Source organism: Microbacterium ulmi (assembly GCF_011759705.1).
Classification (GTDB): Bacteria; Actinomycetota; Actinomycetes; order Actinomycetales; family Microbacteriaceae; genus Microbacterium; species Microbacterium ulmi.
The window spans coordinates 874,757-891,354 of the sequence record NZ_JAAOZF010000001.1; the positions used below are offsets into that span (position 1 = coordinate 874,757).

A 16,598-nucleotide genomic window follows, 5' to 3' on the forward strand; every position below is an offset into this window, starting at 1 on the left:
TCACTCCTCGGGCTCTCCCGAGATGAGTCCGCGCAGCCAGTCGCGCGCCTCCACGAACACGTCGTCCGAGTATCGCTCGGGGTAGTGCACGATCGCACGGTCGGCCCGGGGGTACGACCCGAGGAACACGACCTTCGGGCTGAAGCGCCGAAGGCCGAGCAGGGCGTCCGCCATGCGCTCGTCGAGCACATGCCCGTCGGCGTCGATGACGAACCGGTAGCGTCCGAGCTCGTCGCCGATGGGCCGCGACGCGAGCAGGGAGAGGTTGATGCCGCGCGTCGCGAACTGCTCCAGCATCTCCAGGAGCGCGCCCGGGTGGTCGTCGGGGAGCTCCGCGATGATCGAGGTCTTGTCGGCGCCCGTGGGAGACGGCGGGGCCACCGTGCGGCTCACGAGCACGAACCGCGTGACGGCGTTCGGGTTGTCGCCGATGCCGTCCGCGAGGAGCTCCACATCGTGATGCTCGAGGATGCCGGGCGGGGCGATCGCGGCATCCGCGTCGCTCGTCCCGTCCGTGAGCCCCACGGCGCTGGCGACATTGCTCGCGGCGGGGATGTGCGCGTGAGCGGGCAGATGCTCCGAGAGCCACTGGAGGCACTGCGCATACGCGACGGGGTGGGCCGCGATGAGGGACACGTCCTCGAGCCTCGTGCCGGGCTTGCCGACGAGGACGAACCGCACGGGGACGAGGTACTCCCCCACGATCCGCAGGCCGGGCATCGTCGCGAGCGCATCCTGCGCCGTCGAGACGCCGCCGTCGACCGAGTTCTCGATGGCGATCATGGCGGCGTGCGAGCGCCCCTCGACGACGTCGGCGAGCGCTTCTGCCACGTTGTGCACGGGTCGCCATTCGTGGCCGCGCGCTTCGGGAACCTGTGCGAGCGCCGCCTCCGTGAAGGTCCCGGCCGGTCCGAGGTAGCTGTAGGCGCGTCGGGCGGGAGCGTCGGACTCGAATGTCACGCGGATCAGCCTAGCCGCGACACGCCGAGGCAGAGGGTCGGATGCCGCGGCGCGACGTCGCGGCCACGGGACCTTCGCCTCTGCCTGCCGCGCACGGCGAGGAGCATGCTGCGGGCATGACACGAGTACTGGTGACGTATTCCACGAAGCACGGCTCGACGGCCGAGATCGCGCAGGCGATCGCGGACGAGCTCCGCGAGAAGGGGATGGATGCCGACTGCGTCGACGTGGCGGTGGCGAGCGTCGCCGGCTTCGACGCCGTCGTGCTGGGCAGCGCCGTGTACATGGGCCGATGGCTGCACGATGCGCGGCGCTTCCTGAAGAGGCACCTCGAGGCCCTCTCCGCGATCCCGTTCTGGATCTTCAGCTCGGGCCCCACGGGCGAGAAGGCGGAAGAGGACCTCGCCCACGACACGAGGTGGCTCGAACCGCGCAAGGTCCTCGATCTCGCCGCGTCGGCCGGTCTGCGCGGGCACATCGTGTTCGCAGGCCGCCTCCCCGTCGACCCGCACGGGTTCGTCGAGACCTCGATGGTCCGCAGCACTCCCCCGGACCTCCAGGACGCACGGGACTGGGAGGGGATCCGGCGCTGGGCCGACGACATCGCGAGCGAGCTGGAGCGCACGGGCGCACGGCGGGGCGGCGCCGCCTGACGCGCGATCGCGCGGGCGTCGGCATCCGTCGGCCACGGCGATGACGCACACACACGCAGACATGCACATGCGCGCAATCTCGCGCGACCAGGCAGACTGGGACGCATGAGCCGCGCAGGACAGCCCGCCGAAGCAACAGACCTCATCGACATCGATGAGCTCATCGCCGCGTACTACGACCGCAGGCCGGATGCGAGCATCCCGGACCAGCGCGTCGCGTTCGGCACGAGCGGCCATCGGGGCTCGTCGCTGTCGACGAGCTTCAACGAGGACCACATCCTCGCCACGACGCAGGCGATCGTGGACTACCGCAGCGGTCAGGGCATCACGGGGCCGCTCTTCCTGGGGCGCGACACGCACGGTCTGTCGCTTCCCGCCGAGCGCAGCGCGATCGAGGTCCTCGTCGCGAACGGCGTCGACGTGCGCATCGACTCCCGGGACTCGTGGGTGCCCACGCCCGCCCTCTCGCACGCGATCCTGACCTACAACAAGGGGCGGGATGCCGCCGACCTCGGCCGCGCCGACGGCATCGTCGTCACGCCCAGCCACAACCCGCCGCGCGACGGCGGGTTCAAGTACAACCCGCCCAACGGCGGCCCCGCCGACACCGACGCGACGAGCTGGATCGCGGACCGCGCCAACGCGCTCATCGCCTCGGGCCTCGACGGAGTGCGGCGCACGCCGTACAAGGACCTCGACGGAGACGCGATCGGGCAGTACGACTTCCGCGAGGGCTACGTCGCCGATCTCGCGAACATCGTCGACGTCGACGCGATCAGGCGCGCGGGGGTGCGCATCGGCGCCGACCCGCTCGGCGGCGCGTCGGTCGACTACTGGGCCCTCATCGGCGAGCGGTACGGCCTCGACCTCACGGTCGTGAACCCCGACGTCGACCCGACCTGGCGGTTCATGACCCTCGACTGGGACGAGAAGATCCGCATGGATCCGTCGTCCCCCTCCGCGATGGCCTCGCTCGTCGCCCGTCGCGACGAGTACGACATCCTCACGGGCAACGACGCCGACGCCGACCGCCACGGCATCGTCACACCCGACGCGGGGCTCATGAACCCCAACCACTATCTCGCCGTCGCGATCGACTACCTGTACTCGCATCGGCCGGACTGGCCCGCGGATGCCGCGATCGGCAAGACGCTCGTCTCCTCGATGATCATCGACCGCGTCGCCGAGGCGCTCGGCCGGAGGCTCGTCGAGGTCCCCGTCGGGTTCAAGTGGTTCGTCCCAGGGCTCCTCGACGGCTCGATCGCGTTCGGCGGCGAGGAGTCGGCGGGGGCATCGTTCCTCCGCAAGGACGGCTCGGTGTGGACGACCGACAAGGACGGCATCCTGCTGTGCCTGCTCGCCTCCGAGATCCTCGCCGTGACGGGCAAGACGCCGTCCGAGCGGTATGCCGAGCTCGAGGCCGAGTACGGGGCATCCGTCTACCAGCGCGTCGACGCGCCCGCGACACCCGCGCAGAAGGCGGCGCTCTCTCGCCTCGCGCCCGAGGCCGTGACCGCGACGGAGCTCGCGGGCGAGCCCATCACGGCGAAGCTCTCGCACGCACCGGGCAACGGGGCCGCGATCGGCGGGCTCAAGGTGCAGACCGAGCACGCCTGGTTCGCCGCCCGCCCCTCGGGCACGGAGGACGTGTACAAGCTCTACGCGGAGTCGCTGCTCGGCGCGGAGCATCTGCGCGAAGTGCAGGAGGAGGCCCGCGCCGTCGTGTCGGCGTCGCTCGCGGGCTGATCCGGGCCTCCCCAGCCCGTCCTCTGAGGCCGGCGTCCACTCCCGTCGTCCTGCGGAGCCGGGGCCTGTTCGCGGCGCCTACGGTCGGTGACAGACCGCCGACCGCGCGGCAGAATGGGGGCATGCTCGTGACACCGGACGTGATCGGCGTGCCCGTCGCCGTCTTCGTCGCGGCCGTGACGTTCGCGGGCGGAGTGCTCGGCGGTGTCAGCGGCATGCTCACGCGCCTCGAGAAGCGGATCGACCGACGTTTCGACCTCATCGATGCGCGGTTCGAGCACGTCGATGCGCGGTTCGAGCGCATCGAATCGGATCTCGCCGGTGTCAAGGCAGAGCTCGTCGAGGTGAAGATCGCGATAGCGCGCGTCGAGGGGCCGCAGCCACGGCTCCTGCGTCCCTGACGTCAGAGCGCTCGCGCGAGTCGCTCGCCCGCGGCGCGCAGCCACCGTTCAGGGTCGGCGAGCGCCGCGGACGACGACCCTGCGAGCTCCGTGAGCGAGACGGATGCCGCGAACCCCGAGGTATCGGCATCCGGGGAGATGCGCCCCGCGACGAGCGCGACGGCGACACCCGCCTCGGCGCCGACCGCCGCGACGTGCGCGGGCGCCTTGCCCGCCGCGGACTGCCCGTCGAACGAGCCCTCCCCCGTCACGACGAGGGACGCAGCGGCCACCGCCTCGCGCAGCCCGATGAGCTCGGCGACCGCTGCCGAGCCGGGCACGAGCCGCGCGCCCCACGCCAGCAGCCCGAGTCCCGTGCCGCCCGCTGCGCCGGCACCCGCCGCAGACGGGTCGGCCGGCACGAACCGCGCGAGGCGCGCGAGCCCCGCCTCGGCCGCCGCGACGCCGTCGACGTCGAGACCCTTCTGCGGCCCGAAGACGGCGGCCGCGCCCCGCGCGCCGAGCAGCGCGTTGGTCACATCGGTCAGGACGACCGCCCCACCGGGCGGGAGCGGCCGCAGCGCCGAGAGGTCCGCCGCGTCGATCGAGCCGAGGCCGCGTGCTCCGAGCGCGATCGGGCGGCCTGCGGCATCCGCGAAGCGTGCGCCGAGCGCCGTCAGCAGACCCGTGCCGCCGTCGGTCGAGGCGCTCGAGCCGATCCCGAGCACGAGTCGGGAGACGCCCCGGTCGAGCGCCGCGACGATCGCCTGTCCGAAGCCGAGAGTGTGGGCATCCAGGCCGATGCGCCGGTCGCCGAGCAGCTCGAGGCCGGACGTGGAGGCGAGCTCGACGACGGCCGTGCCGTGCGGAGCCTCGGGCGCGGGCGGAAGCAGGAGCCACGAGGCATCCACGCTCGCGCCGTCGGGCCCCGTGACCTCGACCGGCACCCGCGCCGATCCAGGGACCGCCGTCGCGAACGCGTCGAGCGTGCCCTCTCCGCCGTCGGCCATGGGGCGCAGCACGGCCGCGTCGCCGCGCACCGACAGCCAGCCGTCGGCGAGCGCGGTCGCGGCGTCCGCGGCCGAGATCGAGCCCTTGAAGCTGTCGGGCGCGAAGACGATGCTCGTCATGGCAGCGCCCTCAGAGACCCGGCGTGCTGTCGCGCAGGAGGATCTCGGGGCTCAGCTCATCGGGGTGCGGCTCCCACGCCTCGTCGACGGCGGCGCGCAGCGTCTGATATCCGACTTCCTCGAGCGGCACGCGGACCGTCGTCAGCGCCGGCGTGACGTCGCGGCCCGTCGGGATGTCATCGAAGCCCGCGACGGCGATGTCGGAGCCGACGGCGCGCCCCGCAGCGCGCAGCGTCGCGAGCGCACCGATCGCGACGACGTCGCTGATGCCGAAGACGACGGTGCCCGGGTCGATGCCGAGCGCGAGCAGGTCGCGCATCGCCTGCGCGCCCGACTCCCGCGTGAACGCGCCCCGATGGATCCGCTCGACAGCGCCGCCGCCCGCCGCGAAGCCCTCCGTGAACCCTGCGATGCGGTCGTCGGATGTGCGCACGCCTTCCGCGGCCGCGAGGATGACGGCGCGACGGTAGCCGCGGCCCGCGAGCGCCGCTCCGAGCGCGCGCGCTCCGCCCCGGTTGTCGATGAGCACCGTGCGCACGTCGCCTCCGCCGGGGCCGAGGGCGACGACGCGCCCGCCCGTCGCCGAGATCGCGTCCAGCTCCTGCTGCAGCTCCGGCGCGGAGGACTCCGTGCTCCGCGACGCGGCGAGGATCAGCGCACGCGGCCGCTGCCCGCGCAGCGCGCGCACGAGCCGCACCTCGCGCTGCAGGTCGCGCTCCGTGATCGCGATCGTCACGACCAGGCCGGCCTCGTCGGCACCCCGCGCGACGCCCGACGCGAGGAGCCCGAAGTAGGGGTCGGCGATGTCGGCCACGAGCAGGGCCACGATCGCCGCCGTGCCCTTCGCGGTCGCCTGCGCCGACAGATTGGCCGTGTAGCCGAGCTCGGCGGCGGCCGCCTCGACCTTCTCGCGATAGGACTCCGCCACCTTGCGGGTCGATCCGTTGAGCACGCGCGAGGCCGTCGCGAGCGAGACGCCCGCGCTGCGCGCGACGTCGTGCAGCGTCGGCATCGACGCTCGGGTGTGGTCACCCCCGGTCCCGACGGACGCAGCGCTCATCGTCGCGAGTCTAGAGCCGAGGCCAGATGCGGCGACACGGCCGCGCCGAAGGCGGCCGCCGTGCGACGCACCGCCTCGTCCGGCGCCGTCGCCCACACGTCGGCGTGGAAGATCTCGACCTCGATGTCGCGGTCGTATCCCGTCTCCATGACGGCGTGCGTGAGGGCGGCGAAGTCGATGACGCCCTCGCCCGGGTAGTGCCGCGACAGGAGGACGTCCGCCTCGAGCGGTGTTCTCCAGTCGCACACCTGATAGGTCGCGATGCGGCGCTCCCGGCCTGCTCGGGCGATCTGGGCCAGCACGTCCGGATCCCACCAGACGTGGAACGTGTCGACCGCGACCCCGACGACGGCAGGGTCGAAGCCGGCCGCGAGGTCGAGCGCCTGCCCGAGCGTCGAGACGACCGCCCGGTCGGACGCGTACATGGGATGCAGCGGCTCGATCGCGAGCGTCACGCCGACGGCCGCGGCATCCGGAGCCAGCTCTCCCAGCGCATCGCGCACGCGCTCCCGCGCTCCCGCCAGGTCGCGCGACCCCTCCGGCAGGCCACCCGCGACGAGCACGAGCACGGCTGCCGATCCGGGTGCGCCCGCCGCGGCGAGGACTGCCGTCTCGTGGATCGCGCGGCGGTTGTCGTCGAGCGCGGCCCGCCGCGCGGCCCCCTCGGGGATCGTGAAGAACCCTCCGCGGCAGTGCGTCGAGAAGCGCAGGCCGGAGTCGGCGAGCATGCGCGCCGCGACGTCGAGGCCGACCTCGTTGACGGGCTCGCGCCACAGGCCGATCGCCTGTACCCCGGCGTCGGCGGTCGCGCGGAGGGCCTCCGCGAGCGATGCGTGCTTGAGGGTTGCCTGATTGATCGACAGGCGCGGATCGGGGGCGGTCATGCGAGGGCTCCCGGGATGTCGAGGCCGTTGTGGCGCAGCATCCCGTGCCAGCGGATCGCCGCGAGCTCGGGGGCCTCGAGCGCTCCCGCCGCGTTCGCGAGCTCGACGATGCGCGACAGATGCGGGAGGCTGCGCGCCGAGTGGAGCCCGCCGACCAGCTGGAACGCGGGCTGGTGCCCGTTGAGCCACGAGAGGAACGCGACGCCCGTCTTGTAGTAGAACGTCGGCGCGGCGAAGACCTGCCTGCTGAGCGGCTCCGTCGGGCCGAGGATCTCGAGGTAGCGCGCCGGGTCGCCGTCGTCGAGCGCCTGGATCGCCGCGGACGCGACGGGGGCGAGCGCCGCGAAGGCGCCGAGGAGGGCGTCGGAGTGCCCGCGCGCCGACGCCGGGTCGCGGGCAGGCTGCCGAGCGTCCGGAACGGAGTCGCCGCCGATGAGCCCGACGTAGTTGAAGTCGTCGCCCGTGAACATCCGCACGCCTTCGGGCAGCCGCTCCCGCACCGACACCTCGGCGTCGGCATCGAGGAGGCTCATCTTGACGCCCGCGACCTTGCCCGGGTCCTCGCGGATGACGTCCAGGAGGACGTCGGATGCCGCGGCCCAGTCCTCCGACCCGAAGTAGCCCGCGAGCTCGGGGTCGAACGCGGTGCCGAGCCAGTGCAGCACGACGGGGGTCGTCGCCGCACGCAGCACGTCCCGGTACACGCGGCGGTAGTCGTCGGCGGATGCCGCGGCCCGCGCGAGGTGGCGGCTCGCCATGAGGACGGGTCCCGCACCCTGCTCCTCGGCGAAGTGCAGCTGCTCCTTGTACGCATCGGCGACGGCCTCGAGCGCGACGACGGGCTCGTCGAGGTGGTCGGTGTTGACGCCGACGACGACGCGCCCCCCTTCCTCCCCCGCGACCTCGGCCGACCGCGCGATGAGCTCGCGGGTCGCGGCGGCGTCCAGGCCCATGTTGCGCTGCGCCGTGTCCATCGCGTCGGCCACGCCGAGACCCCACGAGTACACGTGGCGGCGGAAGGCGAGCGTCGCGTCCCAGTCGACCTCGGCGGGCCGGCCCGGCGTGTTGTCGGCCCATGCGAGGGGGACGACGTGCGCGGCGGCGTAGGCGACGCGGCTGCGCAGCGGCCCGACGGGCGGGGTGAAGGCGGGGACCTGCGCGAGCTCGACGGTCGAGGTCGCGCCCGCGTCGGAGAGGAGCGTCAGCTGAGGCATCCCGCTCACTCCAGAGTCAGGGCGGGAAGCTCGATCCTGCGGCCCTCGCGGCTCGAGCGCAGGCCCGCCTCGGCCAGCCGCACGCCGCGGGCGCCCGCGAGCAGATCGAACTCGTAGGGGGTGCCGAGCACGTAGGAGACGAGGAAGTCCTCCCACTGCTGCTTGAAGCCGTTCTGGAAGACGTCGTTGGCGGGCACCTCGGCCCAGTCGGCGCCGTAGTCGTGCGTGTCGGCGAGGTCGGGGTTCCACACCGGCTTGGGGGTGGCGTTGCGGTGCTGGATCTTGGCGCCGAACAGTCCGACGACGGCGGAGCCGTGCGTCCCGTCCACCTGGAACTCGACGAGCTCGTCGCGGTTGACGCGCACGGTCCACGACGAGTTGATCTCGGCGATCGCGCCGCCCTCGAGCTCGAAGATGCCGTATGCGGCATCCTCCGCCGTCGCGGTGTAGTGGTCGCCGTTCTCGTCCCAGCGGTCCGCGACGTGCACGGCGGCCTGCGCGTAGACGCTCCTGACCGGGCCGAACAGGTTCTCGAGGACGTAGTTCCAGTGCGGGAACATGTCGGAGATGATGCCGCCGCCGTCCTCCGCGCGGTAGTTCCAGCTGGGCCGCTGCGCGGGCTGCCAATCGCCCTCGAAGACCCAGTAGCCGAACTCTCCGCGGATCGAGAGGACGCGGCCGAAGAAGCCCGAGTCGATGAGGCGGCGCAGCTTCTGCAGGCCGGGGAGGTACAGCTTGTCGTGGACGACGCCCGTCTTGATGCCGGCGGCGCCGGCGAGGCGGGCGAGCTCGAGCGCCTCGTCGACCGATTCGGCCGTGGGCTTCTCGGTGTAGATCGCCTTGCCGGCCGCGATGGCCTTGCGGATGGCCGCCGCCCGCGCCTTGGTGACGAGGAAGTCTGCGTAGATCTCCCAGCGCGGGTCGGCGAGGGCCGCGTCGAGGTCGGTCGTGCAGTCCTCGATGCCGTGCGCCGCCGCGAGCTCGGCGAGCTTGACGGCGTTCCGGCCCACGAGGAGGGGCTTGACGGTGACCCTCGTGCCGTCGGGGAGCTCGACCCCGCCCTGGTCGCGGATCGCGAGGATCGAGCGAACGAGGTGCTGCCGGTAGCCCATGCGGCCCGACACGCCGTTCATGATGATCCCGATCTCGCGGGCGTGGGGGCGGGCGGCGGATGTCTCGGCCGGCGCCGCCGCGAGGGTTGTCGTCTCTGACATCGTGTTTCCGTTTCTGGATGGTCCCGCGTCGTGCGGGACGTGTGTCTGTGCGATCGCTCGAAGATCGCTCGGTAAGCGCTTTCCCAGCCTATCGTGCCATGCATGCCGTCGCTCGTGCAACGGCTTCGCGCCGCTCAGCAGGGAGCGCCGCCGATCGGCTCATGCCCGGTCGCTGCTCATCGCTCCCCCTCCACGGGCTCGGCGCCGCGACGGCGGCGCTCGGGCACGGCGACGAGCGCGAGCGCGAGCAGCCCCAGCCCTGGGACGGCGAGCGGCGGAAGCTGCCATGTGAGCAGCGCGAGCGCGAGGACGGCGCCGGCGGTGTAGAGCGCCGCGACCGGGTCGGCGTCGAGCCGGTCCCTGAGCCCGCCGACGGCGGCGCGCCATCCCGTTCGGGGCTCCCACGCCCCTGCGGCGAGCGCGACGCACGTCGCGAGCGCGAGGAGGGCCAACGCGGCGACGGCCAGCATGACGCGTCCGACCGGAGAGGGGTCGCTGCCTGCCAGGCCCAGCGCGAACAGCGCGAGCGCTGCCACGACGACCGCGCCGGCGCCGACGCCGACCCCGCCCGCGAGCGCCGCGCGCACGTCGCGCCAGAACGCGGCGAGGCCCGACGACTCGGCGTGCACGTAGCGGCGCAGGTGCCGGGCTCCCGCGGCGAGGGCTGCGGGGGCCGTCACGACGGGGAGCGAGACGACGGCGACGAGGATGCCGACCAGCAGCGTCTCGCCCAGCAGCGCGAACCAACTCGTCGCGCCGGGGAACAGCGGCAGCGCCGACCGGTCGTCGCGCGGGCCCGAGCCCGATGCCGCCGCTCGCGCGGCGCTGCGCTGCGCGGCTGCGGCCCTGCGCGCCGCGCTCATCCCTTCAGTCCCTGCGTCGCGACCCCCTGGATGAGGAAGCGCTGGAAGAACAGGAAGAACAGCAGCACGGGGATGAGGGCGACGAAGGATGCCGCGACCGTCGCGCCGTAGTCGGACGTGCTCGTCGCGTCGTTGAAGAGCCGCAGCGCGACGGGGAGGGTGTAGTTCTCGGGAGAGGTGAGGTAGATCAGCGGCGCGAAGAAGTCGTTCCACGTCCAGATGAACGAGAAGATCGCGGCCGTGATGAGCGCAGGGCGGATGAGCGGGACGATGATGGCCCAGAAGATCCGGATGTGGCCCGCCCCGTCGATGCGCGCAGCCTCGTCGAGCTCGCGCGGGATGTTGCGGATGAACTGCACCATCAGGAAGACGAAGAACGCCTCGACCGCGAGGAACTTGCCCAGCAGCAGCGGCACATACGTGTCGATGAGGTCGAGCTGATTGAAGATGATGTACTGCGGGATGATGATGACGTGGAACGGCAGCAGGAGCGTTCCGATCATCGCGGCGAAGAGGATGCCGACGCCCTTGAACGGGATGCGCGCGAACGCGTAGGCCGCGAGCGCCGACGAGGCGAGCGTCCCCACGACCGCGAGGCTCGCGACGATCGCCGAGTTCGCGAAGAAGCGCCACAGCGGCACGCCCGCGATGCCACCCCACACCTTCACGTAGTTGTCGAACGTCGGGCTCAGCGCGAGCAGCCCCGAGTTCTGCCCGAACTCGCTCGACGGCTTGAACGAGGCGAACACGAGCCACACGATCGGGTAGAGCACGACCGCCGTGAGAGCGATGAGCACGACGAGCCAGATGACGGTCGCCACGGGGTTGCGGCGCGGTCCGCCGAAGCGGCGCCGCCTGCCGAGAGCGCGCGCGTCGGCCGTGGTGATGGTCTCGGTGACGGTGGTCATCGTGAGTCTCCCGAGTAGTGCACCCACGATTTCGAGGTGCGGAACATGATGACGGCGACGATGGCGACGAAGATCACGACGACCCAGGCGATCGCGGACGCATAGCCCATCTGGCCGTCGGAGAAGCCGCGCTTGTACATGTACAGCGTGATGAAGTTGAGCATCCCACCGGGGCTGCCCGAGCCGTTGGAGATGATGAACGCCGATCCGAAGACCTGGAACGCGTGGATCGTCTCGAGCAGCAGGTTGAAGAAGATGACGCTCGAGAGCATGGGAACCGTGACGTTCCAGAACTTGCGGATAGGCCCTGCGCCGTCCACCTCCGCGGCTTCGTAGAGCTCGGTCGGGATCTGCTTGAGCCCGGCGAGGAAGATGACCATGGGGGCGCCGAACTGCCACACCGCAAGGATGATCATCATGGGGATCGCGAGGTCGACGTTGCCGACCCACCCGCCGAGGTCGATGCCGAAGAAGCTCAGCGAGTTGTCGACAGGGCCGCCCGTCGTGAACATCGCGCGCCACACGATCGCGACCGAGACGCTGGCCCCGATGAGACTCGGAGCGTAGAACGCGGAGCGGAAGAAGCCCGATCCGCGTGTGAAGTAGTTCAGCAGCATCGCCACGGCGAGAGCCCCTGCGAGCTTGATCGGGGTGCCGATCAGGACGTACTGCAGCGTCACGCCGACGGACTTGAGGAAGACCTGGTCCTGCGTGAACATGCGGACGTAGTTGTCCAGGCCGATCCACTGCGGCGGCTGGAAGATGTTGTACTTCGTGAACGAGAGGTACAGCGAGATCAGCATCGGCCCGATCGTGAGGCCGAGGAACCCGATGAGCCACGGGGTGAGGAAGCCGTATCCCGCGCGGGTCTCTCTGCGCGAGAGGGCGGTGGCCCCTGGCCGCGCCCCCCGGGTCGTCCGGCTCACGGCCGGACGACCCGAGGTCGCCGTCGGCGCCCCTCCGGGTGTCTGAGTGTCGGTTGTCACGGTCGACTCCTTCGGGGACGCGACGGGGGTGGTGCGGATCAGCCGAGAACCGTGGAGATCTCGCTGAAGAACTGCGTGACGGCGTCGTCGACGGTCGTCGTGCCGAGGCCGATCTCCGTGCCGAGGACGCGGAACTTCTCCTCCAGCGTGCCGTAGCCCACGACCGGGACGGGCGGAGCGTCGCCCAGGCGATCGGCGATCGCGGACTCGTAGTCGTAGACCTTCTGCGACAGCGGGTCGAGGTCGACGCCGGCGAGCTGCGTCGAGGACGCCGGGATGCCGCGGTTCGTGCCGAAGGCGGCGCCGACCTCTTCGCTGTTGAGCAGGAAGTCGACGAGCGTCGCGGCCGCCTCGGGGTGCTCGGTGCTGGCCGAGATCGCGTGCAGCATGGACGGCTTCAGGTAGAGGTCCTTCGACCCCTCCTTCGCGGTGGGGGGCGCGACGACGCTCAGGGCGTCCGCCTCCACGCCCAGGTCGCCGAGGTACCCGGCGCCGAAGTTGTCCCACGTGAGCTCGCTCGCCGCGAGGCCGCCGCCGAAGCCGGACTTCGGGTAGATCTCCTCGAGCCGCTGCTGCGGAACGGAGGCGCCGGCGCGCAGCGCGTCGCCCTGCTCCCAGAACGCCGAGAGGTCGTCCTCGGTGAAGCCGGGAGTGCTGTCGTCGTTGAAGAGGTTCTTGCCCTCTGCGCGCAGCTGCAGCTCGAAGTTCTGGATGCGGCCCGTCCAGTCGCTGGCGCCCCAGACGGATCCGCCGCCCGCGTCGGTGACGTCGGCGATCCAGTCGCTGTAGTCCTCCCACGACCCGTCGCCTTCGTAGCCGTCGACCCCGACGGTGTCGAGCAGCTGGTCGTTGAGGAACATCGCCCACGCGTTCGTGCCGACCGGCAGCGCCGTGGTGGTGTCGTCGACGACGCCGATGCTCAGCGCCTGCTCGCTGAAGCCGTCCGTCGAGATGATGTTGCCGAGGTAGGGCCCGAGGTCGAGCAGCAGCCCGTTCTCCGAGTACTGACGCAGGTACGAGTAGTCGAACTGCATCACGTCGGGAAGGTCGCCGCCCGCGGCCTCGATCTGGCGCTTCTCCCAGAACTCGGGGAAGCCCAGGAACGAGGCGTTGACGGTGATGTTGGGGTACTCCTCGTTGAAGGCCGCGATCGCCTTCGTGTACATGTCGGCGCGCACGTCATTGCCCCAGAACGCGAGGTCGAGGGTGACCTTCTCGTTCGGGTCGAACGTGGGTGCGGTCTCGGCCGGCTCGCCGCCGGCGCAGCCGGCGAGGGCGAGAGCGGCCCCGGTCGCGATCGCGACTCCCGCGAATGCCCGCTTGGTGCTGAACATCGTTGTCCTCTCTTGAACGTCTGCGTTCCTGTCGCCCGCCGAACGTCCGTTGTCCATTGCAGTCGGCGCGATCCCGGGTGCTGAGGGGAGAATGGGAAAGCGCTTGCCGACCAAGCTAACACGCCCTCCGTCGTGAGGACAAGGACCGAATGACACGATTCAATCACGGGCGGCCGACGGAGCCGGCATGCACGTGCCGCGCTCGGACTCCCGTCAGGGACGACCGCCGCGCAGGTCTGTCACGGGGCTCGCGAAGCCGGCCCGATGAGTGGGATGCGCGGCGAGATCGGCGCGCGACACGGCAGCCCCGTCGGCCGCGGCCGATGCGTAGATCGCAGCGACGAGCTCGAACGAACGCGCCGGCTCGTCGGCCGTCGGGGGGAGCGGCCGGCCCGCGAGCAGCGCGTCGAACACGTCCCGCAGGAGCGGCGCATGGTCGCTGCGCTCCTCCGCGTCCGGCAGCGCCCAGGCCTCCGCCTCCTGCTCGAACCCGGGCGCGGCCGTGATCCGCCAGTCGTCGTGACCGTGGCCGTACAGGTGGTCGACCGTGACGGTCGCCTTCTGCGTGTCGATCCGGAGAGAGCTCGTCTGCCGCGGCGAGACCGCGCTCGTGACGACCTGCGCGACGACGCCGCTCGCGAACAGGATCGTCGCGGTCGAGGCATCCTCCGTCTGCGTCTCGCGGTCGAGACGCCACAGCCGCCCCTGCACGCTGGCCCAGTCGCCGAGGAGGAACGCGAGAAGGTCCAGCTGATGGATGCCGTGCCCCAGCGTCGTGCCGCCGCCCTCGGTCTCCCAGCTGCCCCGCCATGGCACGGCGAAGTACGCGGCGTCGCGGTACCAGAGCGTCTGGCAGACGGCGATGAGCGGACGCCCGAGGGCACCGTCCTGAAGGAGACCGCGGACGTGGGCGGCCGCCGTGCCCGTGCGCTGCTGGAACACGACCGCGAGCTGCCGGCCCGCCGAGGCGGCCGCCGCCCGCATGTCGTCGAGCTCGTCGAGCGACGCGGCGGGCGGCTTCTCGACGACGACGTGCGCGCCCGCGGCGAACGAGGCGAGGGCCTGCCCGCGGTGCGCGCCCGGCGGCGTGCAGACGAGGACGACGTCGGGATGCTCCGCCGCGAGCAGGTCGTCGAGCGTGTCGTAGACGGCCGGGCGGCCCCACTCGGCGGCGAAGGCGTCGGCCGCCGAGCGCGACAGATCCGCGACCGCGACGAGCTGTGCGCGCGGATGCGCCGCGACGGCGCGGGCGTGGAGGTGGGCGACGGCGCCGGTGCCGACGATGGCGCAGCGGAGGGACGTGGTCATGCGGATGCCTCGCGTCTCAGGATGGGGCACCCACCACCCTACGATCCCGCATGGGAAAGCGCTATCCCACGCGCAGCGGCGGGCAATAGAGTGTTCCGCATGCCCGACCCCCTCTCCCGCTTCCGGATCGGCGAGACCGACTTCCTGCTCGACGGGAAGCCGCACCGCATCCTCTCCGGCGCCATGCACTATCCGCGCGTCCACCCCGACCAGTGGCGCGACCGCATCCGCAAGGCCCGGCTCATGGGGCTCAACGCGATCGAGACGTACGTCGCATGGAACGCGCACGAGCCCGTCCGCGGGCAGTGGGACGCGTCGGGGCCCCTCGATCTCGGCCGCTACCTCGACCTCATCGCGGAGGAAGGGCTCCACGCGATCGTGCGGCCGGGGCCCTACGTGTGCGCCGAGTGGCACAACGGCGGGCTGCCCACGTGGCTCACGGCCGACGCGTCCATGACGCTGCGAAGCTCCGATCCGCGCTACCTCGATGCCGTCGCGGGATACCTCGACAGGGTGAACGAGATCGTCGCGCCCCGGCAGATCGACCGCGGCGGCTCCGTCATCCTCGTGCAGATCGAGAACGAGTACGGCGCTTACGGGAACGACAAGGCGTATCTCGGAGAGCTCATCCGGCTCACGCGCGCCGCCGGGATCACGGTGCCGCTCACGCAGGTCGACCAGCCGATTCCGCACATGCTCGAGAACGGCGGCCACGAGGGCCTGCACAAGACGGGATCGTTCGGGTCGCGCATCCACGAGCGCCTCGCGACCCTGCGCGAGCACCAGCCGGTCGGACCCCTCATGTGCATGGAGTTCTGGTGCGGCTGGTTCGACCACTGGGGCGAGAAGCACCACACGACAGCGATCCAGGATGCCGCGGCCGACCTCGACGCGCTCCTCGCGGCGGGGGCGTCCGTCAACATCTACATGTTCCACGGCGGCACGAACTTCGCTCTCACGAACGGCGCGAACGACTCCGGCCGGTACCTGCCGATGGTGACCTCGTACGACTACGACGCGCCGCTGAGCGAGGCAGGCGAGGTGACCGACAAGTTCCGCGCGTTCCGCGACGTCATCGCGAAGCACGCGCCCGTCCCCGATGCGGAGCTCCCTGCCGCCTCCGACGCTCCCGTCCTCTCGGTCGCGCTCGCGTCGGTCGGCGATCCGCTCCCCCTCGTCGCGACAGACCGCGGCGAGTTCGGCGTCCCGCCGACCCTCGACGAGCTGGGCTCCGACCTCGTGCTCGCCGAGTACACGGCATCCGTCGCCCACGCGGGCGTGCTCGACGCCGACGTGCGCGACTACGCGTGGGCCCGGCTGGACGGACGCCCCGTCGGCACGCTGCAGCGCACGGTCGGCGACCTCGCCCTCGCCCTGCCGTCGGCCGGGGAGCTGCGGCTGCTCGTGGAGGAGACCGGCCGCGTCAACTACGACGAGAGGATCGGCGAGCCCAAGGGTCTCGTGGGGGCCGCCCGGCTCGACGGAGCCGCGATTCCGGGCCGCTGGCGCGTGCGGACCTACGACGTCCCCGCCCTCTCTCGGGCAGTGACGGATGCCGCGACCCGCGCGCCCGCCATCGTCGCCAACGGCCGAGCGGCCGGCCCAGCCGGGCTGTACGCGACGTTCGAGCTCGATGCGTCCGCCGACCTGTTCCTCGACACGTCGGGGTGGGGCAAGGGCTTCGCGTGGGTCAACGGCTTCTTCCTCGGCCGGTACTGGCGGCGCGGTCCGCAGCGCACCCTCTACGTCCCCGCTCCCGTGACCCGTGCGGGAGCGAACGACGTGGTCGCCGTCGAGCTCGAGGCCATGACAGACGCGACGGCCCGCTTCGTCGCCAGGCCCGACCTCGGGCACGAGGTCGAGTAGGCGCGGGGCGAGCCGCTCCCGTTCGCCGCGCGTGAGCCGACGCGGCGCGCGGGGCGAGCCGCTCCCGTTCGCCGCGCGTGAGCCGACGCGGC

15 protein-coding genes are annotated in these 16,598 nt (G+C 71.8%); 4 read left to right on the forward strand and 11 right to left on the reverse strand.

Annotation, left to right across the window (positions count from 1 at the left end):
* The gene (gene pheA / locus FHS08_RS04265; protein ID WP_167035752.1) at positions 1-960 is read right to left on the reverse strand and encodes a prephenate dehydratase; all 960 of its coding nucleotides are present in this window, start codon (positions 958-960) and stop codon (positions 1-3) included.
* Positions 961-1,076: 116 nt separating this feature from the next.
* Between pheA and FHS08_RS04270 the strand changes: the two genes are divergently transcribed.
* The 3 genes from FHS08_RS04270 to FHS08_RS04280 all read left to right on the forward strand — a co-directional run bounded on the left by FHS08_RS04270 (position 1,077) and on the right by FHS08_RS04280 (position 3,760).
* The gene (locus tag FHS08_RS04270; protein WP_167035754.1) at positions 1,077-1,613 is read left to right on the forward strand and encodes a flavodoxin domain-containing protein; all 537 of its coding nucleotides are present in this window, start codon (positions 1,077-1,079) and stop codon (positions 1,611-1,613) included.
* Between the two features lie 105 nt (positions 1,614-1,718).
* Positions 1,719-3,359, forward strand: coding sequence for a phosphoglucomutase (alpha-D-glucose-1,6-bisphosphate-dependent) (gene pgm / locus FHS08_RS04275; protein ID WP_167035756.1), 1,641 nt, complete (start codon positions 1,719-1,721; stop codon positions 3,357-3,359).
* 122 nt (positions 3,360-3,481) lie between these two features.
* Positions 3,482-3,760, forward strand: a complete 279-nt coding sequence (locus FHS08_RS04280; RefSeq protein WP_167035758.1) for a hypothetical protein — start codon at positions 3,482-3,484, stop codon at positions 3,758-3,760.
* Between the two features lie 2 nt (positions 3,761-3,762).
* Here the strand turns inward: FHS08_RS04280 and FHS08_RS04285 are convergent, their stop codons facing one another.
* The 10 genes from FHS08_RS04285 to FHS08_RS04330 form a co-directional block, all read right to left on the reverse strand.
* Positions 3,763-4,869 (reverse strand): glycerate kinase, encoded by a 1,107-nt coding sequence (locus tag FHS08_RS04285; protein ID WP_167035760.1) that lies wholly within the window; start codon positions 4,867-4,869, stop codon positions 3,763-3,765.
* Between the two features lie 10 nt (positions 4,870-4,879).
* Positions 4,880-5,929, reverse strand: a complete 1,050-nt coding sequence (locus tag FHS08_RS04290) for a LacI family DNA-binding transcriptional regulator (protein ID WP_243847218.1) — start codon at positions 5,927-5,929, stop codon at positions 4,880-4,882.
* The gene (locus FHS08_RS04295) at positions 5,926-6,813 is read right to left on the reverse strand and encodes a sugar phosphate isomerase/epimerase family protein (RefSeq protein WP_167035762.1); all 888 of its coding nucleotides are present in this window, start codon (positions 6,811-6,813) and stop codon (positions 5,926-5,928) included. Before FHS08_RS04295 ends, FHS08_RS04290 begins: the two co-directional genes overlap by 4 nt.
* The gene (locus FHS08_RS04300) at positions 6,810-8,027 is read right to left on the reverse strand and encodes a DUF993 family protein (protein WP_167035764.1); all 1,218 of its coding nucleotides are present in this window, start codon (positions 8,025-8,027) and stop codon (positions 6,810-6,812) included. Before FHS08_RS04300 ends, FHS08_RS04295 begins: the two co-directional genes overlap by 4 nt.
* 5 nt (positions 8,028-8,032) lie before the next feature.
* Positions 8,033-9,241, reverse strand: a complete 1,209-nt coding sequence (locus FHS08_RS04305) for a Gfo/Idh/MocA family protein (protein ID WP_167035766.1) — start codon at positions 9,239-9,241, stop codon at positions 8,033-8,035.
* A 176-nt stretch (positions 9,242-9,417) separates the two neighbouring features.
* Positions 9,418-10,104 (reverse strand): hypothetical protein, encoded by a 687-nt coding sequence (locus FHS08_RS04310; protein ID WP_167035768.1) that lies wholly within the window; start codon positions 10,102-10,104, stop codon positions 9,418-9,420.
* A complete protein-coding gene (locus tag FHS08_RS04315) occupies positions 10,101-11,012 on the reverse strand; it encodes a carbohydrate ABC transporter permease (RefSeq protein WP_167035770.1) in 912 nt (303 codons plus the stop codon). Before FHS08_RS04315 ends, FHS08_RS04310 begins: the two co-directional genes overlap by 4 nt.
* Positions 11,009-11,938: a carbohydrate ABC transporter permease gene (locus FHS08_RS04320; RefSeq protein ID WP_341800404.1), complete on the reverse strand. Its 930-nt coding sequence runs from the start codon at positions 11,936-11,938 to the stop codon at positions 11,009-11,011. Before FHS08_RS04320 ends, FHS08_RS04315 begins: the two co-directional genes overlap by 4 nt.
* 98 nt (positions 11,939-12,036) lie before the next feature.
* Entirely contained in the window at positions 12,037-13,332 is a 1,296-nt protein-coding gene (locus tag FHS08_RS04325; protein ID WP_167035774.1) for an ABC transporter substrate-binding protein, read from the reverse strand.
* A 213-nt stretch (positions 13,333-13,545) separates the two neighbouring features.
* A complete protein-coding gene (locus FHS08_RS04330; protein ID WP_167035776.1) occupies positions 13,546-14,640 on the reverse strand; it encodes a Gfo/Idh/MocA family protein in 1,095 nt (364 codons plus the stop codon).
* A 99-nt stretch (positions 14,641-14,739) separates the two neighbouring features.
* Here FHS08_RS04330 and FHS08_RS04335 point away from each other — a divergent pair, with 99 nt between their 5' ends.
* Positions 14,740-16,506, forward strand: a complete 1,767-nt coding sequence (locus FHS08_RS04335; protein WP_167035778.1) for a glycoside hydrolase family 35 protein — start codon at positions 14,740-14,742, stop codon at positions 16,504-16,506.
* The last annotated feature ends 92 nt before the right edge of the window (positions 16,507-16,598 follow it).